The organism is Halomonas sp. PBN3 (assembly GCF_000475415.1).
In the GTDB taxonomy this organism is placed as follows: domain Bacteria; phylum Pseudomonadota; class Gammaproteobacteria; order Pseudomonadales; family Halomonadaceae; genus Halomonas; species Halomonas shengliensis.
In genome coordinates, this window is sequence record NZ_AXCA01000191.1 from 47,237 (window position 1) to 74,083 (window position 26,847).

Genomic DNA, 26,847 nt, shown 5'->3' on the forward strand with positions numbered 1-26,847 from the left:
ATGACGTCACTTCCCATCGAGTCCCGTCTGCCCGCCATCCAGGCGGCCCTGGCCGATCATCCCCGTGCGCTGCTGGTGGCCGAACCCGGCGCCGGCAAGACCACCCGGGTGCCGCTTTCGCTGCTCGAGGCGCCCTGGGCCCGCGAGGGGAGGTTGCTGCTGCTGGAGCCGCGGCGGGTAGCGGCGCGCCTGGCCGCCGGCTTCATGGCCGAGAGCCTGGGCGAGCGGGTCGGGGAGACCGTCGGCTACCGCATGCGCGGCGAGAGTCGCGTCGGCCCGCACACCCGCCTGGAGGTGGTCACCCAGGGGGTGCTGACACGGATGCTCCAGGAGGACCCGCTGCTCGAAGGCGTGGCCGGCATCCTCTTCGACGAGTTCCACGAGCGCAGCCTGGAGGCGGACCTGGGCCTCGCGCTGGCGCTTGATGCCCAGTCGGTGCGCGACGACCTGCGCCTGCTGGTGATGTCGGCGACCCTGGATGTCGAGGCCCTGCTCGGGGTGCTGGGGGAGGCGACCCCGGTGATTGACTGCCCCGGGCGCAGCTACCCCGTCGAGACTCGCCACCGCGCCCTCAATGCCCGCGACGACACCGCCCCCCAGCAGGCCCGGGCGCTGCTCGAGGCCATGACGGCGCAGGCAGGCGATGCCCTGGTGATCCTGCCCGGGGTGGCGGAGATTCGCCGGCTGGCCCGTGAGCTCGCCGGCCGGGCACCTGAGCTTGCGGTGATGGAGTTGCACGGTCGCCTGCCCCTGGAGGCGCAGCGCCGCGCCCTGCGCCCGGACCCCGAGGGACGCCGGCGGGTGGTGCTGGCCACGGCCATCGCCGAGTCCAGCGTCACCGTGGACGGCGTGCGCCTGGTGATGGACGCCGGCCTCGAGCGGGTACCGGTGTTCCAGCCCAGAAGCGGCCTGACGCGCCTCGAGACCCGCCGCGTCAACCGCGCCAGCGCCGACCAGCGCCGTGGTCGTGCCGGCCGCCAGGGGCCGGGCCTCTGCCTGCGGCTGTGGGCCGAGGAACAGCCGCTGGTTCCCCATGGCGAGCCGGAGATCCGCCAGGCCGATCTGGCGCCGCTCGCCTTCGAGCTGGCCCGTTGGGGCATCACCGACCCGAGCCAGTTGGCCTGGGTGACCCCGCCACCCGCCGCGGCGCTGGCCGCCGGGCGCGAGCTGCTGCATCGCCTGGGCCTGCTTGACGACGCCTTCCATCTGACCGAGTCGGGGCGCTCCGCCGCCCGCTGGCCGACCCATCCGCGCCTGGCGGCGATGCTGGAGCGCTCCCATGGGCTCGATGCGCTGCCGCTGGCCTGCGCCCTGGTGGCGCTGCTGGAGGAGCGTGGCGGCGACGCGGAGCGCGACCTGGAACGGGCGCTGCAGGCGCGGCTGCGCGAGCCCCGCGCCCATCGCCAGTGGCGGCGCGACGCCGAGCGCCTGGCCCGTATCGCCGGTGTGCCACTCGAGGTGGCGAGCCTGGCCCCGCTGGGGGCGCTGCTGGCCCTGGCCTACCCGGAGCGCATCGCCCAGCGCCTCGACGAGCCCGGGCGCTTTCGCCTGGCCGCCGGCGGCCTGGCGACCCTGCCCGAGGCGCATCCCCTGGCCCACGCCGAGCTGCTGGTGGCCGCGGAACTCTCGGGCGAGGCGAGCGGGGCACGGATCTACCGGGCGGTGGGACTTTCTCAAGCGCGGCTGGAGGCGCTCTATCCCGAGTGCACCGAGTGGCGCCCGCGCCTGGAGTGGTCCGATGAGCAGGGCCGTCTTGTCGGCGAGCAGGTGCGCGGCCTGGGGGCCGTGGTGCTCGAACGCCGCCCGCTCCAGCGGTTGCCCGCCGAGGCGGTGCGCGAGGCCCTGCTCGAGGCGCTACGCCGCCGCGGCCTGCCGCGGGATGAGTCGCTCACCCAACTGCGCGGCCGCCTGGCGCTGCTGCGGGCGACCCTGGTTGATGACTGGCCGGAGGCCAGCGAGGAAGCGCTGCTTGCGACCCTCGCGAGTTGGCTCGGCCCGCACCTCGACGGCATCACGCGCCTGGAGGCCGTGGAGCGCCTGCCGCTGGCTCGCTTTTTGCTGGACACCCTCGACTGGCCGCTGCGTGCCCGGCTCGACGCGCTCGCCCCCGAGCGCCTGGCAGTGCCCAGCGGCGCCCGACACCGGGTCGACTACGCCCCCTGTCTGGAGGGCCAGCCGCCGGTACTGGCGGTGAAGCTGCAGGAGTGCTTCGGCTGGGAGGCCTCTCCGCGGGTGGCCGACGGACGCGTGGCGGTGCTGCTGCATCTGCTCTCGCCGGCGCGGCGTCCCCTGCAGGTCACCGACGACCTGGCGAGCTTCTGGGCGGGCGGCTACGCCGAGGTGCGCCGCGAGATGAGGGGGCGCTATCCCAAGCACCCCTGGCCCGAGGACCCCACTACCGCCGAGGCCACCGCCCGCACCAAGCGGCGTTAGCCTCCGTCAGCCTAGGCCTCATTGCCGCGGCGCAGCAGGCGTTCCGCCGGCACCACTACCTCGAGGGGCCAGGCGTGACGCCATGCCCCCTCGAGCCCCCTGGCCGCGACCAGCGTCGGCCAGGCCAGCAGTGCCAGGTAGCCGAGGCGTCTCATGATGCTTCCTCCTGTCGCCGCGGCGGCGCCGGGGCGAGGTAGCCCACGCCGATGCACAGCAGCCCGTAGCCGATAAACGAGGCGATGCCCAGCAGGTTGCCGAGGTGCTGGCGATCCACCGCCACCAGCTTGACCAGTACCACCGCCATCAGCAGTGCGGAGAGTTGCCACAGGGTGCGCTGCCGGCGCCGCGAGCCCAGCACCCAGCCGATCACGCCGAGCAGGCTCCACAGCAGGGTGAGGCCGGTCTGCACCAGGCCGAGTTCCAGCATCGCCGGCGACCAGGGGGCACCGCCCGCCAGATGCGTCCCGCGCAGCAACTCCACGGTGAGCAGCAGGAAGGCCGCGGCCCCCAGCAGGGCCGGGGCGTGGCGGTCTGCCGCCGCAGGCCAGAGGCCACCCCGCCAGAGCTGCCAGGCGACCAGCAGCGTCGCCCACTGCACCAGCGCCAGGGGATTGGCCAGCGGCAGCCAGGGCAGCGGGAAGGGGGCGCCGGCGCGTGGCAGCAGCGCCACCCAGGCGAGGGCCAGTACCAGCAGCAGGCCGGTCGCGAGCGACATGCGCCAGGCCTGTGCCGGCTCGGCCAGGGGGCGCAGCACCCAGCCGGGTCGGTGGCAGAGCAGGGCAGCGAGCGTGAGCCAGGGCAGCAGCGCGGCGGCGAGCTGCCAGGCGGGTGCCAGGTTCAGGGGGAGCGGTTGCAGCAGCAGGGTGCTGAGGAAGAGTGGCGTGGAGGCGAGCCAGGCCCCCTGGGCCCAGGCGGCGGGCGGCAGGGGCTCGTCCTGGAGCGCTTCGGAGTGTCGCGCCAGCCCCTGCAGCTGGCGATAGCCGAGCACGATCACCAGGGCCCAGCCCCAGGGGGCGAGGGGACCGATGGCGAGAGGCACGGCGAGTATGCGCTCGAGCGCCCCGGCCAGCAGGAGGGCCGTGAGCAGCAGTGAGCCGGCGACGCCCCAGGCCAGCGCCGTAGCCGGCCGGCGGCGGTAGCGCTCGGCCAGGGCCAGTCCGGTGAGTGCCAGCAGTGCCAGGCGCCAGTCATCGGCCATGGCCGGGGCGGCGAACAGGTCGATCTCCCGGGCGGTGATGGAAAGCCACCAGGCCAGGCCCCAGGCGAGGGCGGCCAGCGCCCAGCGTGGGTAACCGCCTCGCCATAGGGTCTCGGCGGAGACGAGGCCCGCCGCGGCAAGGATCACCCCGGCCATGAAGGCGGCGTTGGCGACGGGAGTGTCCACGGCCCAGGCGAAGACAAGGCTGCCAAGCAGCGTCAGGCCGGCCACCAGCTGCAGGGACAGGCCGGCGAAGCGGGGCAGCAGGCGGTGCTGGCGCAGGCCCAGCCATATCAGGGCGGCCCCCTCCACGGCGAAGAGCGCGGCGCTGACTCGCGCCGAGAGTGCCAGCGGAATCGCCAGGGTGGCGAAGCCCAGTGCCAGGGCGGCGTGGGCCTCACCGAGCGGACGCGTGCGCGCCTGGCGCAGCAGCCAGCTGGCGAGCAGGGCATAGAGCAGAGCGATGCCCAGGGCACACAGGGCCAGCGACAGCCGCTCGCCCTCGAGCAGCGCCGCCTGGAGACCGAACGCCACTAGCGGCGTGCCGAAGACCAGGCTGCCGTCGATGCGGCTGTCCGTCCTGTGCGGCGACGCCTGCGCTTGTCGGCGCCTGGCGTGGAGGATCGGGACCAGCAGGTAGAGCAGGAAGAACAGTGCCAGGAAGGGCTGGGCCACCGCGTAGTGCCGGGGGCTGTAGTCGAGAACGCCCCAGGCGGTGGCGATGGCGAAGGTGGCCACGAAACCCAGCAGGTCGAGTAGGCGCCAGTGGCGCACCCAGGCGATGGCGAAGATGCCCAGGTTGAGCAGCGCGTAGTAGCTGAACAGTACCAGCGGATCGCCAGGAGCACGGGCCAGCCACAGCGGCGCGAGAAAGCCCGCCAGACTGCCCAGCACGGCCAGTGCCAGCGCATTCTGGAGTGTGCCCAGCACCCCGAGCCCGGCCACCAGTGCCACGCTGAGCAGGAAGGCCAGCGGCAGGGGTAGCAGCGCGAAGCGCTGGGCGGCGGCGAAGATCACCATCAACAGCACGCCGATGGCCCCGCCCTGCAGGCTCAGCGCGAACACCCGCCGGGTGCGACGCTGCTGCCAGCCGAAGCCCAGGGCGGCCACCGCCAGGACGGCGATGCCAGCCAGGCGCAATTTGATGGAGAGGGTCAGCCAGCCCTGGGTGGAGGCGTGGCGGATCAGTGCCGCGAGCCCCGCGAAGAGCACCAGGATACCGATCTTGACCGGCAGATTGCCCTCGCTGAGCCAGCCTGCCGCGGTGCCTCGCACCCGCCGAGCTCCGCTGGCCAGCCGGCGGGCGAGGCCGTCGCGCCAGAGGGGGCGTCGGCTCGTGCCTGCCTCGACCTTCCTGCCCCGGGAGGGAGTGGCCATCGCGTCCTCCACGGCGGGTCGGGCCAGGGCCGCCTCCAGTGACTCCACCCGACGCGTCAGGCGGGCGAGGCGCACCAGGGCGACGATGGCCACCAGGCTCGGCAGCCCCAGCAGGAGCAGCAGCAGTGTCAGCAGCAGCGGCATGGCCTTCCTCTCTGGCTGGGGTTACTCAGGACACCCGCGACCTCCACAGCATGGGCCACAAGCGTGCCGCTGTCGTTGGTGCCGTGGGGTCAGCGCCGCCGTCGCAGCACCCACTTCTCCGCCTCGATCACCAGGTAGATGGCCACGCTCACCAGCAAGATCGCCAGCCAGTGGGGGGCTTCGAGCCCTTCACCGCCGAACACCAACTGCATGAACGGCAGGTAGGTCCAGCCCAGCTGCAGCAGGGCCACGGCGGCGATGGAGCCCCATATCGGCTTGCTGCCGAAGATCCCCTGGAGCGAGAGGGTGCTGGCGGTGAGGAAGCGACTGTTGATCAGGTAGGCGGCACTGCCCGCCACCAGCATGTTCACCGCGCCCGCGCGGGCGAGCTCGATGCTGCCGCCCTGGGCGTTGAGTATCCAGGAGAAGACCCCGAACACGCCGAGCAGCAGCAGCATCGAGACGAAGCCCACCCGCCACAGCAGGAAGAGGTCGAGCAGGGCGGCGTCGGGGTTGCGGGGCCGGCGACGCATCAGGTCCCCCTCGCCCTTCTCGAAGGCCAGTGCCAGACCCAGGGTCACCGCCACCACCATGTTGACCCATAGCGCCTGCACCGGGGTCACCGGCAGCTGGGTGCCGGCCAGCACGGCGAGCAGGATCGCCAGCCCCTGGGCGCCGTTGGTGGGCAGCAGGTAGGTGATGGTCTTGCGGATGTTGTCGTAGACCTTGCGTCCCTCGCGGATGGCTCCGACGATGGTGGCGAAGTTGTCGTCGGCCAGCACCATCTCCGCGGCCTCCTTGGCGGCCTCGGTGCCCTGGATGCCCATGGCCACGCCGACGTCGGCGCGCTTGAGCGCCGGACCATCGTTGACCCCGTCGCCGGTCATGGCACAGATGCCGCCGTGGGACTGCATCGCCTGGACCAGGCGCAGCTTGTGCTCCGGCGCGGCCCGGGCGAAGACGTCCACCTCGAGGATCACCTCGGCAAGCTCGGCGTCGGACATCGCCTCGATCTCGCGGCCGCTGATCGCCCGTTCGGTATGGGCAAACCCCAGCTGGCGGGCGATGGCCAGGGCGGTAACGGCATGGTCGCCGGTGATCATCACCGGACGGATGCCGGCGGCTAGGCACTCCTTCACCGCCTCGATGGCCTCGTCCCGGGGCGGGTCGAGAAGCCCTACCAGGCCCAGCAGCACTAGGCCGTCCTCGGCGTGGTGATCCTCGAGCGACTCGACGTCATGGAGGGGCTTCTCGGCCAACGCCAGCACCCGCAGCCCCTGACCGGAGAGGGCATGGATGCGCTCTTCCCACTCGGCGTGATCGAGTTCGCTGTCCTCGCCATCCTCCTGGCGCACGCGGTGGCACATCTCAAGCAGGCGGTCCGGGGCGCCCTTGACCAGCAGGCAGTGGCGTCCGTCGATCTCATGCAGGGTGGCCATGTACTTGTTAGCGGACTCGAAGGGGATGGCGTCCTGGCGGTCGTGATCGCCGCGCAGGGTGCGCGCCTCCAAGCCCGCCTTGGCGGCCGCCACCACCAGGGCGCCTTCGGTGGGATCGCCGTGGATCTTCCAGTGGCCCTCTTCGCGGGCCAGTTCGGCGTCGTTGCAGAGCACGCCGACCTTGAGGAAGTGGCGCAGGGCGTGGTGGTCGTCGAGGTTCAGCGGCGCCTGCTGTGCCTCGCCGTCCTCGTCCAGCGTGTGGAAGTCACCCTCGGGGGCGAAGCCGGTGCCGTCGATGCGGATTTCGCCCTGGGGCAGCCAGATCGACCGGGCGGTCATCTCGTTGCGGGTCAGGGTGCCGGTCTTGTCGGAGAAGATGGTGGAGATGGAGCCCAGGGTCTCCACCGCCGGCAGGCGCCGGATGATGGCGTTGCGGCGGGCCATGGCCTGCACCCCCAGGGCCAGGCCGATGGTGACGATGGCGGGCATGCCCTCGGGAATCGCCGCCACGGCGAGGCCTACCGCGGCCATGAACATGTCGCCGACGGGCTGGCCGTGGACCAGCACGCCGAAGGCCGCGGTGAGGATGGCGATCACCAGGATGATCAGGGCCAGCACGCGACCGGCACGATCGATCTGGCGCAGCAGCGGTGTCTTGAGCTGCTCGACGCCACGCAACATCTCGGAGATGCGGCCCAGCTCGGTGCGTGTGCCGGTCTCCACCACCAGGCCCCGTGCGGCGCCCTGGACCACGATCGTGCCGGCGTAGGCCATGCCGGTGCGGTCGCCCAGGTCGGCGTCCTCTGCTACCGGCGGAGTATCCTTGTCCACGGCGGTGGACTCGCCGGTCAGGGAGGCCTCCTCGGTGCGCAGCCGCCTGGCTTCCAGCAGGCGCAGGTCCGCCGGCACCCGGTCACCACTCTCCACCATCACCACGTCCCCCGGCACCAGCTGCTCGGCGGGGATCGTCCGACGCCTGCCGTCGCGCAGCACCTGGGCCTGGGGCGAGAGCATGTTGCGGATGCTCTCCAGCGCCTGCTCGGCCTTGCCCTCCTGCAGGAAGCCGATCAGGGCGATGATCAGCACCACCCCGAAGATGGCGATGGCGTCCAGGGTGTGGCCGAGCCCCAGGCTCGCCACCGCCGCGCCGATCAGCACCAGCATCAGCACATTGGCGAGCTGCTCGAGGAAGCGCTTCCAGGCCGGGCGTGCCTCGGCCTGCTGCAGCTGGTTGGGGCCGTATCGCTGGAGACGTGCCTCCGCCTCGGCCTCGCCGAGCCCATCGGCGGAGGCCTCCAGGCGTGTCAGGGCCTCCTCGCCGGTCAGGGCGTGCCAGGCGCCCGCCTCCCGCTGTGATTCGTTCATCCCGTGATCTCCAGCCGGTCATGGTCCATGCCGCCAAATGTATCACATCTCATGCTGCGCTGCAGTGACGCGGGACAGGGTTCCGGGTGCAAGTCGCTGAAACACCGGCCGTGAGGGACGTCAGCGCGTCTCGGGCGGCTCGCCGGGCACGCGGTAGCGGGTCGGGGCGTTCCGGCGCTCCTCCGGGGTCAGCGTCTCGTCCTCGGCAGGCACGCCCCACACCGTCTCGCTCTCGCGGTCCGGGTAGGTGTAGGTGGTGCAGCCGGCGAGCAAGGCCAGGGCGAGGGCGGCGACAAGCGGTCGAGTGATGGGCATGGGGGCTCTCCAGAGGGGATGCGAGGCGCCGGCCGGCGTCGCCGCCGGCCGGCAGAGCGTTACTCGGCGGGTCTACCCGGACCAGCCGGCGAGGATCGGCACATAGACCACCAGCAGCAGCACCGCGATCAGGCCCAGCAGGTAGGGAACGATCGCCCGGGTGATGCGCTCCAGCGGCAACCGGGTCACCGAGGAGGCCACGTAGAGGTTGATCGCCACCGGCGGGGTGATCATGCCGATGGCCAGCCCCATGACGATGATCAGCCCGAAGTGGATGGGGTCGATGCCCAGCCGGGTGACCAGCGGCAGCAGCACCGGGGTGAGGATGATCAGGGCGCTGGCGGTCTCGATGAAGACGCCGGTGAGCAGGATCACCGCCACCACCAGCAGCATGATCACCAGCGGGTCGGTGGAGAGCGACAGCACCGCCTGGGCGATGGCGCCGGGCACTTGCCAGCTGGAGAGGGTCCAGCTGAGCACCGCCGAGGTGGCGATCACCAGCATGATCACCGAGGTGGTAATGGCCGAGCGCATCAGGATGGCGTAGACCTCCTTCAGCGTCAGGTCGCGGTAGACGAACAGCGACACCAGCAGGGCGTAGTTGACCGCCACCACCGCCGCCTCGCTGGGGGTGAAGACCCCCGAGAAGATCCCGCCGAGGATGATCACCGGGGTCATCAGGCCCCAACTGGCGCTTTTGAAGGTGCGCCAGATGGTGGCCGCGGAGAGGGCGGTGCCGTGGGGGTACTGGCGGCGGTAGGCCTGGACGATGGCGATGGCCGAGAGCCCCACGCCCATGGCGATGCCCGGCAGGATGCCGTTCAGGAACAGCGATGATACCGACTGCTGGGCGATCACCGCGTAGATGATCATCGGCACCGAGGGCGGGATCACCACGCCGATGGTGCCGCTGGCGGCGATCAGGCTGGCCGCCGAGGCGGGCTCGTAGCCCTTCTTGCGCAGCTCCGGCACCAGGCTCGAGCCCACCGCGGCGGTGGTGGCCGCCCCGGAGCCGGAGATGGCGGCGAAGAACATGCCGGCGCCCACCGAGACGATGGAGAGCCCGCCCTTGAGGAAGCCGAACAGCGAGTCGGCGAAGGCCACCAGCCGCTCGCTGACCCGGCCCTGGGCCATCAGGTCGCCGGCGAGGATGAACATGGGCACCGCCACCAGGGCGAAGGAGTTGATGCCCTGGAACATCTGCTGGGTGACCACCATCAAGGGCACCCCCTGGGCGTGGAGCGCCACCAGGGTGCTGGCGCCGATGGCGAGCGCGATGGGCACTCCCAGCAGCATGAAGACCAGGAACAGCGCGAAGAGCAGGGCGGTCATGGGGCCTCCTCCTCGGGCTCGCGCGCCTCGCCGAGGGCCAGGCCGATGACGTCCACCAGGGCGTACCAGGCCATGATCGCCGCCGAGAGCGGGATCACTGCATAGACCCACGTCATGGAGAGGCGCAGGGAGGCGGACTTCTGGAAGCTCTGCACCTGCATGTACTCCCAGCCGATGACCACCAGGCCGAGCAGGAAGCCCAGCGCCACCAGCCGGGCGGCGATGTGCGCCAGGCGCCGCGGCAACCCCGGCAGGGCGTCGACCACGAAGGTGACGGCGATATGCCGGCCGCGGCGGAAGGCGAGGGTGGCGGCGAGGAAGGTGATCCACACCAGCAGGAAGCGGGCCACCTCCTCGGTCCAGCCCACCGCGGTGAAGAAGACGCGCGAGACGATCTGCAGGGTGATCACACCGATCAACGCCGCCATCGCCGTGACGACCACGGGCGCGATGACGGCGTCGAGGGTGCGCTCACTCCACCGCAGCGGTCGCAGCAGGGAAGGGGCGAGCGGGGGCACTTACTTCAGGGCCTCCTGGATGCGCGGCAGATAGTCGCCGAACTGCTCGCCGTAGGTCTCGTAGACCGGGGCGACGGCCTCCTGGAAGGCGGCGATGTCGGGTTCCTCGACGATCTCCATGCCCGCCTCGCGCAGCTCGGCCAGCTGCTCGGCCTCCATCTCGGCGTTGACCCGGCGCTCGTGCTCGGCGGCCTCCTGGGCGGCCTGCTCGATCACCGCCTGGGCGGCCTCCGGCAGCTGGTTCCACACCGGCATGCCCATCACGAAGAGCGCCGGCGCATAGGTGTGCCGGGTCAGCGTCATGTGATCCTGGGTTTCGTACAGCTTGAAGGAGTGGATGACGTTGACCGGGTTCTCCTGGCCGTCGATGGTGCCCTGCTGCATGGCGGTGAGCGCCTCGGTCCAGGCCATGGGCACGGCGTTGGCGCCGAGCTCGCGGAAGGTGTCGACGTAGACCGGGTTCTCCATCACGCGGATGCGCAGGCCGTCGATGTCCGCGGGGGCCTCCACCGGGCGCTCGCTGTTGGTGAGGTTGCGGAAGCCGCGCTCGGCGTAGGCCAGCCCCTTGAGGTTGACCTCGGAAAGGCGGCCCAGCAGCTCCTGGCCGATCTCGCCGTCGAGTACCGCATAGGCGGCCTCGGGACTGGGGAAGAGGAAGGGGAGCTCGAACACCGCCATCTCCTCGAGGAAGTTGGCCACCGGGCCGTTGGTGATCACGCCCATGTCCACGGTGCCGATCTGCATGCCCTCGAGCAGGGTGCGCTCGTCACCCAGGCTGGCGTTGGGGTAGAGCTCGATGTCCACCTTGCCGTCGGTGCGCTCCTCCACCAACTCCTCGAACTTCATGGCGGCGATATGGAAGCCGTCCTGCTCGTTGACCACGTGGGCTAGGCGCAGGGTGACGGGGTCCATGTCGGCGAACTCGTTGGCCTGGGCGGTGGCGGCCATGGCGAGCGAGACGGAGAGGGCCAGCGTGCTGCGGAGAAAACCGTTCATTATTCGTTTCCTTATGCGTGTCAGCGAGTTGCGAATCCAGCGCCGGAAAGCATGCCCTGTGGCGGGGAGGTCGGTCAATTTCACGCTCGCGCCGGGTGGCGTCCGCCTACGCCGGGGCGGCGGCCTGCTCACGCAGCCAGGCGATCTCCTCGGGCCAGATGGCGGGCTCGATGGTCTCGAGCACCAGCGGCATGTCGTCGGTGCGTGGGTCCTGCATCAGGGCGGTGAAGCAGGCGCTGCCAATGTTGCCGCGGCCGAGGCTGTGGTGGCGATCCACCCGGCTGCCGAGCTCGCTCTTGGCGTCGTTGAGGTGCATCCCCTTGAGGTAGTCGATGCCCACCACGGCGTCGAACTCGTCGAGCATGGCCAGGGTCGCCTCCCGGGTGCGCAGGTCGTAGCCGGCGGCGAAGGCGTGGCAGGTGTCGAGGCAGACGCCGACCCGGCTCCTGTCCTCCACCTGGGCGATGATCTCGGCCAGCTGCTCGAAGCGCCAGCCCAGGTTGCTGCCCTGGCCGGCGGTGTTCTCGAGCACCGCGGTGACCCCGCGCGTCTCGGCCAGCGCCAGGTTGATCGACTCGGCGATGCGCGCCAGGCAGTCGCTCTGGCTGCTCTTACGCAGGTGGCTGCCGGGGTGGAAGTTGAGGCGGTCGATGCCCAGTTGCTCGCAGCGGCGCATCTCGTCGAGGAAGGCGGCCCGCGACTTGGCGAGGCCCTCGGCCTCGGGGTGCCCGAGGTTGATCAGGTAGCTGTCGTGGGGAAGGACCTGGCCGGGGCCGAAGCCGTGGCGCCGGCAGGCGTCGCGGAAGGCCGCGATGACCGTCTCGTCGAGGGGCTTGGCCTTCCACTGGCGCTGGTTCTTGGTGAAGAGCGCGAAGGCGTTGGCGCCGATCTCCACGGCGCGTGCCACCGCCTGGTCGACGCCGCCGGCGGCGCTGACGTGGGCTCCGATGTACTTCATGCTGTGGTCCTGTGTGCTCTCTCGTCGGGTGGTCCGGGGTAATGGATCCCGGGATTGTCGCCGATCCGGCCGTCGAACCCCAGGGCGTCCGCGGGTGGCGACGGTGGACGTCACCCGCGACGGTCCGCTAGGGTCGGGGCCACGTCGATCAACCAGGAGATCCCATGACCCTGCGCAAGTCCCTCGCCGTTTCCTCGCTGAGCCTGGCCCTGGCCGTGCCGGCCTTCGCCCAGCAGATGCCCCAGGGGCAGCCGCCCAGCGCCGAGGAGCAGGTGGCCCAGCTCGACCAGCTGGTCGACCTCGACCAGCAGCAGGAGCAAGAGCTGGTGAGCCTGCTCAGTGACTCCCGCGAGCGCATCCAGTCGCTGCAGGCCGAGGCCCGGAGCGTGCAGATGCGCCTGCAGCAGAACGCCGGCCCGGAGTATGACGAGGCCGCCATCCGCCAGGATGCCGAGCTGCTCGGGGACCTCTCCGGCGAGATGACCGCCGAGAGCGTGTTGATGCAGTCGCGCATGCAGGCCGCCCTGACCGCCGAGCAGCGCGACGAGCTGGAGCGCCAGATCGCCCAGCGGCAGCAGCAGATGCGCCAGATGCAGCAACAGCAGCAGGCGCCGGCCCAGTAAGCCGGGCGACGCGGCCCCCCCGGCGGGCCCGAGGCGCGATAAGGACGGCACCCTCGGGGTGCCGTCCTGCGTCATGGCGGGTGAGTCAGGCGTGGCTCAGCGCCGGTCGTGGGGCCGGCCCAGCCAGTAGCGATGGCCGCGGCGCTCGGGGCGGGCCTCCACCAGCGGCTCCCGGGGCCGGTAGGGGCGCGAGGAGGGTGGCCGCGGCCCCTGGCGGCGCGCCAGGGCCATCAGGCGTCCCACCCGCTCCTCGGTGGCCGGATGGGTCTGCAGGAAGCGCAGCCAGCTCGGCAGCTGACGGCGCCCGAAGAGGGTGGTCAGCCATAGCCCCTTTTGCGCCTCGAGCACCGCGAGCGCCTCGGCCAGTCCCTCCGGGTCGCGGGTAAGCGCGGCGGCCTCCAGGTCGGCGGTGAACTCGCGATTGCGCGACAGCGCCAGCTGCAGCAGGGTGCTGGCGGTGGGCGCCAGGCCCACCACCAGCAGCTCCAGCCAGGGCAGGCGGAGCTCGCCGGCCATCACCATGGGCAGCATGACGATCAGCGCCAGCTGCACCAGGAAGGCGCCCCACACCGTCAGCCGCGTCATGGTGGCGGCCATGGACATCACCCGGGTGTCGCCATGGCGCAGGTGACTGACCTCGTGGGCCAGCACCCCGGCCAGCTGGCGCAGCGAGAGGCAGTGCAGCAACCCCTCGGTCACCGCGATGCCGCCGTCCCTGGCGTCCCCCACGGCGAAGGCGTTGAGGTCCGCAGTGGGCACGTAGAAGAGCCATGGCGGCTGGGAAAGGCCGGCACGGCGGTAGAGCAGGTCCATCACCCGGTAGAGCTGCGGGGCCTGGTGGCGGTGCAGCACCCCGGCCCCGGCGTTGGCCAGCACTAGGCGTGCCGGCACCCGGCCGCTCAGATAAAGCGTCAGCAGCACCAGGCCGAAGGCCCAGGCCACGCCGGCGCCCCCGGCCAGCAGCCAGGCGGGCACCGAGAGCAGCAGCGACATGCCGACCAGGATCAGCAGGTGCTGGAGGGTGTTGTGCAGGCGCTGGGCGGCGAAGCGAGAGAGCATGGCAAGCCTCCTGTCGATGCCAGTGTAACCCGCCCGCGAGGCGATCGCCGCCTACATCGGCTGAGCGTTTCCCCCGGCCAGGGATGGCCACCCCCTTTCCTGTCTCATCGATCCTGTCGCGCTTCTTCGGCGCTCTTTTTCCTTGTGCGTTCCTTGTGCGCTTTCGCCAGGCACGCCGCGCGTCGCACCGTGGCGGGATTCCTTTCCGGTCTCCGGTCTCCGGTCTCCGGTCTCCGGTCTCCGGCTTCCAGCCCCAGCCCCAGCCCCAGCCTCAGCCCCAGCCCCAGCCCCAACCCCAGCCCCAGCCCCAGCCCCGGGACGCGCCCCGCGTCGATTGAGAAGGCCTCGCGGCTCCGGCACTATGTGCGCTCGCCGATGATGAGTCGGCATCGCCATGCCAAACGACCAGGGACGCGACATGGGCCAGCTGCTACGCATCGTGATGATCCACGGCCACCTCGAGGGCGTGGTCGAGCTGAGTGTGGAGGGCCACACCAACATCTGCGGTACCAACGCCTCGGGGAAGACCACCCTGCAGCGCCTGGTGCCGGTGTTCTATGGCGAGTTGCCCAACCGGGTGGTGCCGCGCACGCGCCTGAAGTTCGACGCCTTCTACCTGCCGCACCGCAACAGCTACCTGGTCTACGAGTATCGCCGCGAGGCGGGCGACATCTGCCAGGCGGTGCTGACCCGGCGCGGTGAGGGCGGGGTCGAGTACCGCTTCGTCGGCGACGCCTACCGCCCCGAGGACTACCTGGTGGAGAGCGAAGCCGGGGTGGTGGCCCTGGACTACGCCCAGTGGGCCAACGGCCTGCGCCGGCGGGGCGTGTCGGTCTCCCCCAAGCTGGGGGCCACCTCCGAGTACCGCGCGGTGATCCAGAACGACTTCACCCAGAGCGGCCCCCAGCCCCGGGGCAGTCGCAAGGAGGCGCTACGCCTGCGCCAGGTGGCGGCCCGCTTCAGCCTGGTGCGGCCCGGCATGCGCATTCGCCACATGGAGAAGCTGGTCTCGGCGGTGCACGCCAAGGAGGGCAAGATGGATACCCTCAAGACCATGCTGGCGGCGATCTTCGAGGAGGATGGCGTCGAGCTGCCGGTGACCCGCATCCGCAACACCAAGGCGCGCGAGTGGATCGCCCGCATGCGCCAGTCCATGCGCCTGGCACCGCTGCAGCGCTCGCTCGCCGAGCTCGAGCGGCTGGATGGCGAGATCGGCGAGCTCGAGGCCACGCTGTGGCAGCTGGGACCGCAGCTCACCGCCGACCGTCACCGTGCCGAGCGCGACCAGGCCGACCGCGAGGCCGAGATCCAGCGCCGCCAGGGGGATGTCCAGGCCCTGGAGGCGGCCTACCAGGAGAGGCGCGACGCCCTCAACGAGCGTGCTAGCCGCCTCGACAGCGAGCTGGCCCAGACCCGTGCCGACCTCGACGACCTGCAGCAACGCTTCGAGGCCTTCGAGGCGGCCGGCATGCCGGCCCTGGAGCAGGATCTGCAGGCGCTGCCCCAGTGGCGCGAGCAGCAGCAACAGCTGCGTGACCACCTGGAGCAGCTGCAGCAGGCAGTCAAGGAGAGCAAGGCCAGGCTGGAGGCGCGCCTGGTGGAGCTCGGCGACCTGCTCGAGGCGCGCCGCGACGAGCTCCAGGCGCGGATCGACGCCCTGGGCGAGGAGCGGGAGGCGTGCCGCGAGGCCCAGCGCGAGGCCGAGAGCCGCCTGGAGGCCGACCATCAGGCCCGCCGCCAGACGCTGGACGACGACTACCGCACGCGGCTGGAGGCGGTGACCGCGCGGCTCGCCGAGCTCAGCGCACGGCTCGAGCACCCTGCCCAGACCCCCGAGGAGGTCCGCGAGGCCGAGCAGGCCCAGGTCCGGGTCGACCAGGCCCAGGGCGAGCAGGCTGCCGCCGCGGCGGCCCTGGAGCAGCTGCGCGGTGAGCTCGACGCCCGCAAGGAGGCGCGCGAGGCCGCCGAGGACGAGCTTGAGGCCGCCCGCACCCAGCGTGGCCGCGCCGAGGCGCGCCTCGAGGCGCTCGAGGCCCAGCGCGACCCGGCCCAGGGCAGCCTGCGCCACTTCCTGCGCCACCACCGCCCGGGCTGGGAGCAGAGGCTGGGCAAGGTGATCACCCCCGAGCTGCTGGCACGGCGTGACCTGGCCCCGCAGCTTAACGATGCCGCCAGCGACGACCTCTATGGCCTGGTGCTGGATCTCGCCGCCATCGCCCCGCCGGACCATGCCCGCGAGGAGGCGGACCTGTTGGGCGAGATCGCCGCCGCCGAGGCGGCGCTGGAGGCGACCCGCGAGGAGGAGCGGGCCGCCGAGAAGGCCCTGCGAGGCCGCCACCACAAGGTTCAGGAGGCGGACGCCCGCCTCGACGAGGCGCGCCGCACCCGGCGTCGCGCCGCCGAGGAGGTGGACTACGCGCTGCAGGCGCGCAGCCAGTGCCAGCAGCGCCACGCCGAGGCCCGCCAGGCCCGCCAGGCCGCCTGCCGCGAGGCGCTGGCCGAGCAGGAGGCCGCCCGGGAGGCGCTGCAGGACGAGCAGCGCCGGGCGCTGGAGGCCCTGGCCGATGGCCACCGCGCCCAGCGCCTGGAGCTCACCGCCGACCATCAGGGGAGGATGGAGACCCTCGACCAGCGGATCGCCCAGCACCGCCGCCAGCTCGCCGAGTACAAGGAGGAGCACCGTTGCCAGCGCGACGAGCTCACCGCCGCCTTCGACCGCGAGCTGGCGGAGCAGGGCGTCGACCCCGACACCGTGCGCGAGACCCGTGCACGCCTGGAGACGCTGGGCAAGCGCCTGCGCGAGACCGAGGCGCGCCGCGAGGAGCTCGACGCCTATACCCGCTTCATGCGCGTGGAGTGGGGCGAGCGCAAGCCGCGCCTGGTGGCACGCGAGGCAGAGCTCTCTCGTGAGCGCGACGCCCTGGAGCGGGAGCGCGAGCAACGGCGGGCCGAGTTCCAGGCCGTCCGGGGCGAGCACCAGGCGGCCCTGGCCGAGCTCAAGACCGCCCGCGACGCCGCCCGGGCGCTGGTGGCGACCCTGGCGCCACTGCTCGATACCCTCGAGGGACTGGCCCTGGCGCCGGCCCCCGAGGCCAGCGGCGAGGCGCCGGGCGACGTGGAGGAGCGCATCGAGCGTCTGCGCCAGGCGCTGGCCGACCACGCCCGCGAGCTCGAGGCGCTGCGCCGCGGCTGCGAGCGGCTCGAGGCGGAGCTGATCAAGGGCGCCAGCGCCGACTTCGAGGCGACCCTGGCCGCCGAGCGTGCCCGGCTCGAGGGCGAGAGCCCGCGCCGCCTGCTGCCGGTGATCGCCGGCATGCTCCAGCTGCTCGAGGGGCAACAGCAGCAGCTGTTGCAGGAGGGGCGCAACCTCTCCGACGACCTCGACAAGTTCTTCACCGTGTTCAGCGACCTCAATCGGCGCATCAGCGCCCAGAGCCGGCGCCTCTCCGACGAGGTCGCCGACGACCTGGTGCTCGAGGGCATCGGCCGCGCCGAGGTGAGGATCCAGTCGACCATCGACGAGCTGGGCTTCTGGGAGCCGCTCAAGCGCTTCGCCCAGCGCTACCGCGAGTGGCGCGACTCGGGCCAGCCGCTCCCCGGCGACGACTACCTGGATGCCCTGGCCGACGTGGTGGAGCTGCTGCGCAGCGACCAGCAGTACAGCTTCGAGAGCCTGCTGCGCCTGGAGCTGCACCTCAACGAGGGCGGCACCGACCTGGTGATCCGCAACGACCGCCAGTTGCTGGAGTCCTCCAGCCACGGCATGGCCTACCTGATCCTGTGCAAGTTCCTGCTCGCCTTCACACGGCTGCTGCGTGGCCCGGCCGAGATCGCCATCCACTGGCCCATCGACGAGATCGGCACCCTGGCCTACCACAACGTCGAGAAGCTGTTCGACGCCTGCGACAACAACCGCATCCATATCGTCGGCGCCTTCCCCAACCCGGAGTCGGACGTGCTGCTGCTGTTCCACAATCGCTACCTGATCGACCGCGATGAAGCTGAGCCCACCAAGCGCCGCCTCAAGCGCATCGAGCCGCGCCTGAGCCGCCTGGCCCAGCGCCTGCAGGCCCGCGCAGAGGAGGCGGCATCATGAGTGAACATACCCCGATGGAGCGCTCCATGGTGGAGTTCGGTCCCCTGCTGGAGCGCCTGCTGGCCGGCGAGTTCATCTGCGCGGTGAGCGACGAGGGCGCCTTTCGCCGCCTGCAGGACGATGAGATCCGCGAGCGGATCGACGCCTACCTGCGCCCGCTCAACCGCCGTCTGGCCAGCAACGACGAGGGCAGCGTCTATTTCCTGGCCTGGCGGGTGCTGGATGAGGCCGCCCGGGAGCAGCTGTCGCGGCAGCTGGGCGAGACCGTGGCGAGCCTGCTGCCGCTGCTGGAGTGGCTGCAGCTGGTCCAGGAGGCGCTGGGGCGCGACGGGCCGGCCGCGCCCGGTGAAGTGCTCAAGCCCGCCGACTTCAGCTCGCGCTGCGAGGACAACCAGGGGCTGCGCGAGCGTCTCGAGCGCCTGGCCAGCGACCCCTTCTTCGGTTCCCAGAGCGACCAGCTCGACGCCCAGCTCAAGCAGGTGTTCAAGCGGCTCAAGGAGCACGGCTACCTGCTCCAGCCCCATGCCGACCGCCAGTACTACCTGGTCACCGCCAAGATCGACTACCTCATCGACCTGGCGCGCTTTATCCGCGACGAGGAGAACCTGCCGGTGGATGACCAGGCGCCGAGCGGCCAGGAGAGCCTGCTGTGAGTGTCGACCACCCCCACGCCCTGGAGAGCCGCCTGGTCAGCACCGGCGTTGAGCGCCTGGCGCTGCTGGGCAAGCACGCCGAGGTGCTGATGGCCGGCTACGCCCGGGACGAGGTGCCGCTGGAGGGGCTGAGCACCACCGCCCTCAACCGGCTGCTGGCGGCGCGCATCCTGTGGCGTCCGGACGAGCAGGGCGGGGTGAAGCTCACACCCAAGGTGCGCGAGTTGATCGCCGAGATGCTCGCCGATGAGAGCCGCCGCCACGTCAACGCCGATGTGGCCGAGACCCTGGAGCTGTTGCGCGGCCTGGTGCAGAGCTACCGCGAAGCGCGTGACGCCGGCGAGTACTGGCGCCAGGAGCAGCAGCTGCTGCGCCTGCGCCAGGAGGTGGATGACCTCAATGGCCGCTTCGCCGACGCCATCGACAGCCTGTGGCGACGCCTCAACGGCGATTTCGGCTTTGTCAGCCGCCTGGGCGACAAGATCCGCGAGAACCAGCGCGCCCAGAAGCAGATCGTGCGCCTGCTCGACGGCCTGGCGCTGATCGACTTCGACGAGCTGATCGAACTGGTGGGCAGCGACGGCGCGCTGCGCAAGCTGCTGGTCAGCGGCCTGCAGCAGCAGCTGACCCAGCACTACACCAGCCTGCGCGAGGTACAGCGGCGCCTGGTCGAGCTGATGGCGCGCTTCCGCCAGCAGCAGTCTCGCAGCCGCCTGGTGGCCGGCATGGCCGGCTTCCTGCGTGAGCACCCAGGCTTCGTCCCCGGCAACTACGCCCGGCGCGGCGAGGTGCCGGCACTGGTCAACCGCGCCGCCCCGCTGGTCGCCGCCGGTGCCGCCGCCCTGGACCACCACCCCGATAGCCGTGTGCTCGGCGAACTGCTGCACCGCCTGCCGCGGCCCGCTCCGCGCCCGCAACCGGTGACCGCCGCGGGGGCCGCCGCGCCTCAGGAGGACACCCTCGTGGCCGCTCGCCAGCAGGCCCTCAAGGAGGACGTGGAGCGCTTCTATCTGGCGGTGGTGGACGGCGGCGAAGGGCTCAGCGCCCTGGAGTTCCTGCAGCAGGGGGAGTACGAGTGGAGCGAGGAGATCTGGCTGTTCCAGGTGATCGCCGAATTCCAGGGGCTGCCCAGAAGCGAGCAGCGCGCCTTCCGCCTCAGCCAGCAGGAGAGCCAGGCGAGCCGCTACAATCATGTCCGGCTGATCCACGACGTCACCCTGCAGCTTGCCTGACGGACGGACTTGATCGCCGATAAATCGGGCTCCCACAGGCGGAAGGCCTGACTGTAGGAGCGCAGATCCTGCGCGATGGCGCCGCAGGCGCCCGATATAGGAGGAGACCCCCTTGCACCTGACCACAAGCGCCCGCAACCTGCTTCGCGATGCCGCCGAAAGGCTCCGCTGCGAGCCCGTGGTGGAGAAACGCCGGGGCAGGGCGGTCGACCAGATCGTGGCCTGGTGCCAGGCGCACGATATCGAACTCGGTGCGCGCCTGACCCATGCCCGCCTGGTGCTGGATCGCGACCTGCTGGCCCGCCTCGACGAGGCCCTGGCAGCCCTGGGCGAGCCCACCATTGCCGCCGAGCTCGGTGGCCTGACCAGCGTCGAGCAGGCTGCCCTCGGCAACCGCGAGGCGAAGGGTGTGCGTTCGGCGCCCCGCGAGCGGCGAGTGCTGGCCAGCCTGCCGGCGGTAAGCCGTCCCGGGGTCGCTTGCCGGGGGCGTGACCACCTCGACCTCGACTGGCATGAGCTCGACCTCGCCGCCTTCGACGTCCTGGTGCAGGTCGAGAACCTCGACAGCTTCTATGCGTTGCAGGACGAGCCGCCGGCGCTGTCCCCCTGGCCGCGTCCGCTGGTGCTCTACCGTGGCGATCGCCACTACGGCGGCGGCTTCGCCGGTCTCGCCAGGGCCTGGTCGGCAAGCGCAAGGCCCCATCTCTACCTGGGCGACTTCGATGCCAAGGGGGTGAGCATCGCGCTCGCCGGTGGTGCCAGCCACCTGCTGCTGCCGCCCCTGGCGGTGGTGGCGGCGCGTGCCAACCCGCAGCAGCTGGCCGCCGAGCAGCAGGGCTACCAGGCGGCGTTGCGCGACCATGCCGCCACGCTGCCCGCCGGGCACTCCCTGGCCGGCTATCTCGCGCTGCTGCTCGGCGAGCAGCGCGGCCTGCTGCAGCAGTGGTTCGGAAGTGGCGACGACTGGGTCATGGTGCCGTTGCACGCTCGCTCTATTTCCTGATGCCTCAACCGGACGATGCCACCGTGGAACTCCTGCAGACGCTCGATACGACCCACCTGCTCCTGGGCCTGGCCACCTTCGCCACAGGGCTCGCGATCGCCTTCGCCCTCCAGCAGCGGCGCATCAACGCCGCGCGCCGTGAGCGGGACGACCTGCGTGGCGAGCTGCATGCCCAGCAGCTTGAGGCGCGTGAGCAGGCGGTGGCCCTGCAGGTGGCCGAGGGCGAGGTGGAGACCCAGCGCGAGGCGAACCGCGAGCAGCAGCGCGAGGGGCAGCGCCTGCGCGAGGCCTACTATGCGCTGCGCCAGACCCACGGCGAGCTCACCACCCGCCTGGAGGAGAAGGAGGCGCACTTCGCCCGCCAGCTCGCCTGGATGGAGGAGAGCAAGGGCCAGCTCAAGGTGGAGTTCGAGAACCTCGCCAACGAACTGTTGGAGCAGAAGGGCAAGGCCTTCTCGTCGCTCTCCGAGCGCAACCTCGAGGGGCTGCTCAGGCCCTTCCAGGAGGAGATCAAGGGCTTCCGCGAGAAGGTCGAGACCCTGCACCACCAGGAGACCGCCCAGCGTGCCAGCCTGACCACCGAGCTCAGGCACCTGCAGCAGCTCAATCGCGACATCACCGACCAGGCCGCCCGGCTCACCGAGGCGCTCAAGGGGCAGAAGAAGGTGCAGGGCAACTGGGGCGAGCTGATGCTGGAGAACGTGCTGGACAGCGCCGGCCTGCGCCCCGGTGAGGACTACCAGCGCGAGAAGAGCTTCACCACCGAGGCCGGCAAGCGCCGTCCCGATGCGCTGGTCTACCTGCCCGAGGGGCGCCACCTGGTGATCGACGCCAAGACCTCGCTTGCCGCCTACCTGGAGTACGTTAACGCCGAGGACGAGGTGACCCGCCGGCGGGCCCTGGCCGACCACGCCCGGGCGGTGGGCGAGCGCATCGAGGAGCTGGCCGACAAGCACTACTACGACCTGCCGGGGCTCAACTCGCCGGAGGTGGTGATCATGTTCATCCCGGTGGAGTCCGCCTATATCGAGGCGCTGCGCCACGACGCCACCCTCTACCAGCGCGCCATCGAGCGCAACGTGCTGGTGGCCACGCCCACCACGCTGCTCACCAGCCTGAATATCGTCGGCCAGCTGTGGCGCTTCGAGAACCAGAGCCGTCACAGCGCCGAGCTGGCGCGCAAGGCGGAGCGCTTCCACAGCAAGCTCGCCACCTTCCTCGACAGCATGCAGGACGTGGGGCGCAAGCTCGACGGCGCCCGGGAGAGCTACGACCGCGCGCTGGGCCAGCTGGTCAACGGCCGCGGCAACCTGGTCAAGCAGGCCAGCGAGTTCCGCGAACTGGGCGTGGCGGTAAAGAAGGAGCTGCCTGCCGAGATCCTCGAGCGTGCCAGGCTCGAAGTGGGGCCCGCGACTACGCCAGCAGAGGACGAACCGCTGGACCCGCAGCGCGACTGAACGCGCTGGCGTTGGAAAGCGAGCGGTTTTCTGGTCAGCTGTCGGTAGCCGGTGGTTCCCCGGCGTCGCCGTGATCGCCGACATCACACAGGACAGGGAGTCAGGATGGCCTTTCGTTTCCAGCGCCGCATCCGTCTGGCACCCGGGGTGCGCCTCAACCTCAGCAAGCGCGGCCTGGGCCTCTCGGTGGGCCCGCGGGGTGCCAGCCTGAGTGTCGGGCCGAGCGGCGTGCATGGCCACGCCGGGATTCCCGGCACCGGCCTCGCCTATCGGCAGAAGCTTTCCGGCAACGATCGCCGGCGTGGCAGCCGGGCCGCCGCCGCCACCGGCCTGGCGGCATGCGCTGTGGCCGCCGGCGAAACGTGCCCGGGAGGCGCACAACCGCCGGCACCGCGCCGAGTTCGACGAGCGCTACCGCGCCTGGGAGTGGCGCAAGGCGGAGCACGATGCCGCCGAGTTCGCCCGCCATCGCCGCGAGAGCGAGGGCGTCTGGGACGATCCGGAGGCGATGGAGGCGACCCTGCGTGAGCGGCTGGAGGAGATCGACTGGCCGCGGGAGACGCTGATCGACTTCGACCTGGGCAGCGATATCTCGACCATCGCCGTGGACATCGACCTGCCCGGCGAGGAGGAGATGCCCGATCGCTACTGGGGCATGCCCCCCAAGCAGCTCAAGCTCTCGCCGCGCCGGCTGAGCGATACCCGCCAGCGCAAGCTCTACCGCGACCATGTCCACGGCATCGCCTTCCGTGTATTGGGGGCGGTGTTCGCCCGCCTGCCGGGGGTACAGGAGGCGCGGGTCTCCGGCTACCGCCAGGTGGTCGACCCCGCCACCGGCGCCGAGCGCGACCAGTACCTCTACAGCGTCAAGGTCACTCGCACCCAGTGGGAGACGATCCGCTTCGACCGCCTCGACCAGGTCGACCCGGTGGCCGCCCTGGAGGCCTTCACCCTGCGCCGCGACATGACGAAGACGGGAATCTTCCGCGACATCGAGCCGCTGAAGCTGGTGTAGGGTGACGCCGGGCGTCAGGCGTAGCGTGGGGCGGTTCTTTGGTTGCTCTCGGCGGCGGGTTTCGTTCCAATATCGGCCTCGCCTTCAAGCCGTGAGGACTCTTCGTGCCGGATCCCCAACTCGCCGACCCTGCTCTGACGCTCTACCACACCCTGGAGGATATTCCCTGGCAGCGCAGCTTCGACGCCCGCTCGTTGACCCGTGGGCGTGGCTATGCGCGGCAGGGCAAGGTGCGTCACGGAATCCGACTCGAGCGAGAACGAGAGATGCTGGTGCTGCGGGCCCAGGTGGAGGGCAGCGGTCACCGGCGCTACCTCACCAGTCTCGCGGTGGATCCTGATGACCACAGCATGGGGGTGGTCAGCGACTGCAGCTGCCCGGTGGGACGCCAGTGCAAGCATGCGGTGGCGGTGATCCAGGCCTTCATCGATGACCTGGAGGCCGATGGCATTCCGCCACGTGACGACACGGCGCTGCTTGAGCAGCGCTGGGAGTCCTGGCTTGCCGAGCTCCAGACGCCACTTGGCGGCAGGCGTTACGTCGAGGAACTGGAGAGTGACTATCGCCTGGCGCTGTTCCTGGACGTTGACCCTGACCCGCGTGCCCCCACCCTGCAGGTGTCGCCGGTGTGGCTGCGCCCCGCCAAGCAGCGCAGCCGCGGCAACGGCTGGGTCAAGCCGCGACCCATCATGGTCCGCAGCGGTGGCGGGCTCACCCCCAGGCCGCCTCACGGACTGGCAGCGGATGAGGAAGAGGCGCTGGAGCTGCTCATGTTGGGCGAGCAGCGGCGGCAGTATGTGGGAGCCAATGAGCAGTGTTGGAGCCGTGTCACCCACGCCTTCCAGGCGCGCGCCCTGTGGTCGCTGCTTGAGAGCGATACTCCGCCGCTGCTGTTCCATCCCAAGCAGACCGGCACCATGCTCGACCCCGGCCCCAGTTGTCGGCTGGCCCTCGCCTGGGAGCCCGATGCCGATGGCAACCAGCACCTGCGTGCGGATACCCAACCCGCCGACGTCATCTCGGATCAGGCGGTGATCGTGCGGGCCGGCACCGAGCTGTGCTATCTCGATGAGCGGCGCGGTCGCATCGGGCGACTGGAAGGTGACCCCGACCTGCTGATGCGCCTGCGCCGCGCGCCGCCGCTGCCCCCCGAGATGAGCGGCTGGCTGACCGAGCGTCTGCATCGGGTCCCGGGTCTTTCCAGGCGGCTGCCGGCCCCCCAGGAAGTCGAGGAGCGCACCCTTGAGGGAGTGGCACCGCGCCTCAAGGTCACCATGAGAGTCGCCACCGGCCAACTGGGCTACCGCGACGGCGCCATGGTGCCGCAGCGGATCGAGGTGGGCGCCGCCGTGGTGGGCTTCGACTACGCCGGCATCGAGGTGCCACCGGAGGAGGGCGAGAGCCACCAGGCCTTCCGCGACGGCCAGCACCTTACCGTGAAGCGCGACCGCGAGGCGGAGCTGGCCCTGGTGCGTACACTGCCGCCCGGCATGGTGACCCTGGAGCGCCTGCAGCAGATCGATGCCGTGCCGGCGCACCTCGATCTGCCCGAATGGACGCTGCTGCTGCCGCGGGAAGGCACGCCGCCACGTCGTGCCAAAGAGTGGCCAACCCACCTGGCCGGGCCCGACGAGTGGTGGGAGATGATCGCCAGGCTGCGTGAGGTTGGTTGTCTGGTCGAGTTTGGTGACGATTTCCCGGAGGAGCCCACCTATGTTGAGCCGGACGACTGGGTCGGCGAGCTGGAGCCGGCCGGCAATGGCTGGTTCGACCTGGCACTGGATATCGAGGTGGAGGGCGAGCGCCTCAACCTGCTGCCCATCCTGCGCCGGCTGTTCCGGGATCCCGCCTTCCCGCTGGAGCCTGCCGAGGGCGAGGCCGACGACGCCAGCTGGACGCTGACCCTGCCGGAGAATCGCCGGCTGGTGATGCCGCTCTCGCGGCTGCGCTCGCTGATGGCGCCGATCCTCGACTGGCTGGGTGACGAGAAAGACGACGAGGCGGCCGTGCGCCTGCCGGTGACCGCCGCCGAGAAGCTGGCGCCGCTGGCCGAGCACGAGCGCTGGGCCGGGCGCGAGGACGTCACCGCCCTGGCCCGGCGCCTGCGCGAGCTGCCCGTCAGCCTGCCGGCGCCGGAGGGCTTCGCCGGCGAGCTGCGCGACTATCAGGCCCGCGGTATCGCCTGGATGCGCTTCCTTTCCGAGCTCGGTACCGGCGGCATCCTGGCCGACGACATGGGCCTGGGCAAGACGGTGCAGGTGCTGGCCCATGTGCTCGACGAGCGTGCCCGTGGCGCGTTGACCCGCCCGACCCTGGTGGTGGCGCCCACCAGCCTGGTGGGCAACTGGTGTGCTGAGGCCGAGCGCTTCGCCCCCGAGCTCAAGGTGGTCGCCCTGCAGGGCGGCCGTGCCCAGCGCGAGCGCCAGTTCGAGGAAGCGCTGCCCGGCGCCGACCTGGTGGTGACCACCTATGCGCTGCTGATCCGCGATCTCGAGCGCCTGCGCGCACATGATTTTGGCCTGCTGGTGCTCGACGAAGCCCAGGCGATCAAGAACGCCGCCAGCCAGACCGCCCGCGCGGTGCGCGAGCTTAACGCCCAGCGCGCCATCGCCATGACCGGCACGCCTCTGGAGAACCACCTGGGCGAGCTGTGGGCTCAGCTCGATGCCGTGGCCCCGGGCGCCCTGGGCAGCCAGCAATGGTTCGGCCAGCGCTTCCGCACCCCCATCGAGAAGGAGAGCGATGTCGAGCTACGTCAGCGTCTCTCGCGGCGCATCGCCCCGCTGATGCTGCGCCGCACCAAGCAGCAGGTGCTCACCGAGCTGCCGGCGATGACCGAGGCCCGCCGCGAGGTCACCCTGAGCGGCGCCCAGCGCGAGCTCTACGAGAGCCTGCGTCTGGCTCAGCACCAGCGGGTGCAGCAGGCGGTCGCCGAGCGCGGCCTGGCCGCCTCCGGCATCGTCATGCTCGATGCGCTGCTCAAGCTGCGCCAGGTGTGCTGCGACCCGCGGCTGGTCAAGCTGGAGAGCGCACGCAAGGCGAAGCGTTCCGCCAAGCTCGACCAGCTGCGCGAGCTGGTGCCGCCGCTGGTGGAGGAGGGCAGGCGCATCCTGATCTTCTCCCAGTTCACCGAGATGCTGGCGCTGATCGGTGACGCCCTCGAGAAGGACGGCATTCCGTTTACCACCCTGACCGGCGATACCCCGGGCAAGACCCGTACCCAACGGGTGGCGCTGTTCCAGCAGGGCGAGATCCCGGTGTTCCTGATCAGCCTCAAGGCCGGCGGCACCGGCCTCAACCTCACCGCCGCCGATACCGTGATCCACTACGACCCCTGGTGGAACCCCGCGGTGGAGGCCCAGGCCACCGGCCGCGCCCACCGCATGGGCCAGCAGAATCCGGTGTTCGTCTACAAGCTGGTCTGCGCCGGCACCGTGGAGGAGCGTATCCTCGACCTGCAGGCACGCAAGGCCGACCTCGCCGCCTCTATCCTCGAAGGTGGGGCCGAGCAAAGGAGCGACGGCCCACTGTTCGACGAGGAAGACCTGGCGCTGCTGTTTGCGCCGGTGGCGTAGGGGGATCCGTTAAGTAAAAATCACCTTTTGGTTGTGAGCTGAATAAATAAGGTAATCCC

18 protein-coding genes and 1 pseudogene are annotated in these 26,847 nt (G+C 70.9%); 10 read left to right on the forward strand and 9 right to left on the reverse strand.

Annotated elements, in window-relative coordinates:
* Complete coding sequence (gene hrpB / locus Q673_RS32850) at window positions 1-2,433, forward strand: ATP-dependent helicase HrpB (protein ID WP_023007016.1); 2,433 nt, start codon at window positions 1-3, stop codon at window positions 2,431-2,433.
* An 11-nt stretch (window positions 2,434-2,444) separates the two neighbouring features.
* On the opposite strand, the gene Q673_RS36760 is transcribed toward hrpB, so the two are convergent.
* The 8 genes from Q673_RS36760 to nfo form a co-directional block, all read right to left on the reverse strand.
* Window positions 2,445-2,588, reverse strand: coding sequence for a hypothetical protein (locus Q673_RS36760; protein WP_023007017.1), 144 nt, complete (start codon window positions 2,586-2,588; stop codon window positions 2,445-2,447).
* A complete protein-coding gene (locus Q673_RS32855) occupies window positions 2,585-5,152 on the reverse strand; it encodes a DUF2339 domain-containing protein (protein ID WP_023007018.1) in 2,568 nt (855 codons plus the stop codon). The genes Q673_RS36760 and Q673_RS32855 overlap by 4 nt, the downstream gene beginning before the upstream one ends.
* 89 nt (window positions 5,153-5,241) lie before the next feature.
* Window positions 5,242-7,956, reverse strand: a complete 2,715-nt coding sequence (locus Q673_RS32860) for a cation-translocating P-type ATPase (RefSeq protein ID WP_023007019.1) — start codon at window positions 7,954-7,956, stop codon at window positions 5,242-5,244.
* Window positions 7,957-8,076: 120 nt separating this feature from the next.
* Window positions 8,077-8,271 carry a hypothetical protein gene (locus Q673_RS32865; RefSeq protein WP_023007020.1) on the reverse strand — a complete coding sequence of 65 codons (195 nt, stop codon included), beginning with the start codon at window positions 8,269-8,271 and terminating at the stop codon, window positions 8,077-8,079.
* Between the two features lie 72 nt (window positions 8,272-8,343).
* A complete protein-coding gene (locus Q673_RS32870) occupies window positions 8,344-9,603 on the reverse strand; it encodes a TRAP transporter large permease (protein ID WP_023007021.1) in 1,260 nt (419 codons plus the stop codon).
* Window positions 9,600-10,121, reverse strand: a complete 522-nt coding sequence (locus Q673_RS32875; RefSeq protein WP_023007022.1) for a TRAP transporter small permease — start codon at window positions 10,119-10,121, stop codon at window positions 9,600-9,602. The genes Q673_RS32870 and Q673_RS32875 overlap by 4 nt, the downstream gene beginning before the upstream one ends.
* Window positions 10,122-11,117: a TRAP transporter substrate-binding protein gene (locus Q673_RS32880; RefSeq protein WP_023007023.1), complete on the reverse strand. Its 996-nt coding sequence runs from the start codon at window positions 11,115-11,117 to the stop codon at window positions 10,122-10,124. It abuts the gene before it with no gap.
* Window positions 11,118-11,223: 106 nt separating this feature from the next.
* Entirely contained in the window at window positions 11,224-12,075 is an 852-nt protein-coding gene (nfo, locus tag Q673_RS32885; RefSeq protein WP_023007024.1) for a deoxyribonuclease IV, read from the reverse strand.
* A gap of 164 nt (window positions 12,076-12,239) precedes the next feature.
* Between nfo and Q673_RS32890 the strand changes: the two genes are divergently transcribed.
* The gene (locus Q673_RS32890; protein ID WP_023007025.1) at window positions 12,240-12,698 is read left to right on the forward strand and encodes a hypothetical protein; all 459 of its coding nucleotides are present in this window, start codon (window positions 12,240-12,242) and stop codon (window positions 12,696-12,698) included.
* Window positions 12,699-12,794: 96 nt separating this feature from the next.
* Here Q673_RS32890 and Q673_RS32895 read toward each other — a convergent pair whose 3' ends face one another.
* Window positions 12,795-13,757 carry a zinc metalloprotease HtpX gene (locus tag Q673_RS32895; protein ID WP_023007026.1) on the reverse strand — a complete coding sequence of 321 codons (963 nt, stop codon included), beginning with the start codon at window positions 13,755-13,757 and terminating at the stop codon, window positions 12,795-12,797.
* Between the two features lie 418 nt (window positions 13,758-14,175).
* Here Q673_RS32895 and Q673_RS32900 point away from each other — a divergent pair, with 418 nt between their 5' ends.
* The 8 genes and pseudogenes from Q673_RS32900 (at window position 14,176) to Q673_RS32930 (ending at window position 26,788) form a co-directional block, all read left to right on the forward strand.
* Window positions 14,176-17,853, forward strand: coding sequence for an ATP-binding protein (locus Q673_RS32900; protein WP_023007027.1), 3,678 nt, complete (start codon window positions 14,176-14,178; stop codon window positions 17,851-17,853).
* A gap of 26 nt (window positions 17,854-17,879) precedes the next feature.
* Window positions 17,880-18,506: a condensin complex protein MksE gene (locus Q673_RS32905; protein ID WP_031218586.1), complete on the forward strand. Its 627-nt coding sequence runs from the start codon at window positions 17,880-17,882 to the stop codon at window positions 18,504-18,506.
* Complete coding sequence (locus tag Q673_RS32910) at window positions 18,503-19,738, forward strand: hypothetical protein (RefSeq protein ID WP_023007029.1); 1,236 nt, start codon at window positions 18,503-18,505, stop codon at window positions 19,736-19,738. Before Q673_RS32905 ends, Q673_RS32910 begins: the two co-directional genes overlap by 4 nt.
* A gap of 112 nt (window positions 19,739-19,850) precedes the next feature.
* A complete protein-coding gene (locus Q673_RS32915; protein WP_023007030.1) occupies window positions 19,851-20,741 on the forward strand; it encodes a DUF7281 domain-containing protein in 891 nt (296 codons plus the stop codon).
* A gap of 23 nt (window positions 20,742-20,764) precedes the next feature.
* Window positions 20,765-22,198, forward strand: a complete 1,434-nt coding sequence (rmuC, locus tag Q673_RS32920; protein WP_235048535.1) for a DNA recombination protein RmuC — start codon at window positions 20,765-20,767, stop codon at window positions 22,196-22,198.
* A gap of 105 nt (window positions 22,199-22,303) precedes the next feature.
* Window positions 22,304-22,411, forward strand: a pseudogene (locus tag Q673_RS37030) (DUF4236 domain-containing protein); the annotation flags it as partial.
* An 88-nt stretch (window positions 22,412-22,499) separates the two neighbouring features.
* A complete protein-coding gene (locus tag Q673_RS32925; protein WP_023007032.1) occupies window positions 22,500-23,213 on the forward strand; it encodes a hypothetical protein in 714 nt (237 codons plus the stop codon).
* Window positions 23,214-23,317: 104 nt separating this feature from the next.
* On the forward strand, window positions 23,318-26,788 hold the full coding sequence (locus tag Q673_RS32930; protein WP_152527146.1) for a DEAD/DEAH box helicase: 3,471 nt from the start codon (window positions 23,318-23,320) through the stop codon (window positions 26,786-26,788).
* The last annotated feature ends 59 nt before the right edge of the window (window positions 26,789-26,847 follow it).

Excerpts from the sequence above, each read along its gene's own strand:
- hrpB (WP_023007016.1), top strand. The coding sequence starts at position 1 with ATGACGTCACTTCCCATCGAGTCCCGTCTGCCCGCCATCCAGGCGGCC.
- Q673_RS36760 (WP_023007017.1), bottom strand. The coding sequence starts at position 2,588 with ATGAGACGCCTCGGCTACCTGGCACTGCTGGCCTGGCCGACGCTGGTC.
- Q673_RS32855 (WP_023007018.1), bottom strand. The coding sequence starts at position 5,152 with ATGCCGCTGCTGCTGACACTGCTGCTGCTCCTGCTGGGGCTGCCGAGC.
- Q673_RS32860 (WP_023007019.1), bottom strand. The coding sequence starts at position 7,956 with ATGAACGAATCACAGCGGGAGGCGGGCGCCTGGCACGCCCTGACCGGC.
- Q673_RS32865 (WP_023007020.1), bottom strand. The coding sequence starts at position 8,271 with ATGCCCATCACTCGACCGCTTGTCGCCGCCCTCGCCCTGGCCTTGCTC.
- Q673_RS32870 (WP_023007021.1), bottom strand. The coding sequence starts at position 9,603 with ATGACCGCCCTGCTCTTCGCGCTGTTCCTGGTCTTCATGCTGCTGGGA.
- Q673_RS32880 (WP_023007023.1), bottom strand. The coding sequence starts at position 11,117 with ATGAACGGTTTTCTCCGCAGCACGCTGGCCCTCTCCGTCTCGCTCGCC.
- nfo (WP_023007024.1), bottom strand. The coding sequence starts at position 12,075 with ATGAAGTACATCGGAGCCCACGTCAGCGCCGCCGGCGGCGTCGACCAG.
- Q673_RS32890 (WP_023007025.1), top strand. The coding sequence starts at position 12,240 with ATGACCCTGCGCAAGTCCCTCGCCGTTTCCTCGCTGAGCCTGGCCCTG.
- Q673_RS32895 (WP_023007026.1), bottom strand. The coding sequence starts at position 13,757 with ATGCTCTCTCGCTTCGCCGCCCAGCGCCTGCACAACACCCTCCAGCAC.
- Q673_RS32900 (WP_023007027.1), top strand. The coding sequence starts at position 14,176 with ATGGGCCAGCTGCTACGCATCGTGATGATCCACGGCCACCTCGAGGGC.
- Q673_RS32905 (WP_031218586.1), top strand. The coding sequence starts at position 17,880 with ATGGTGGAGTTCGGTCCCCTGCTGGAGCGCCTGCTGGCCGGCGAGTTC.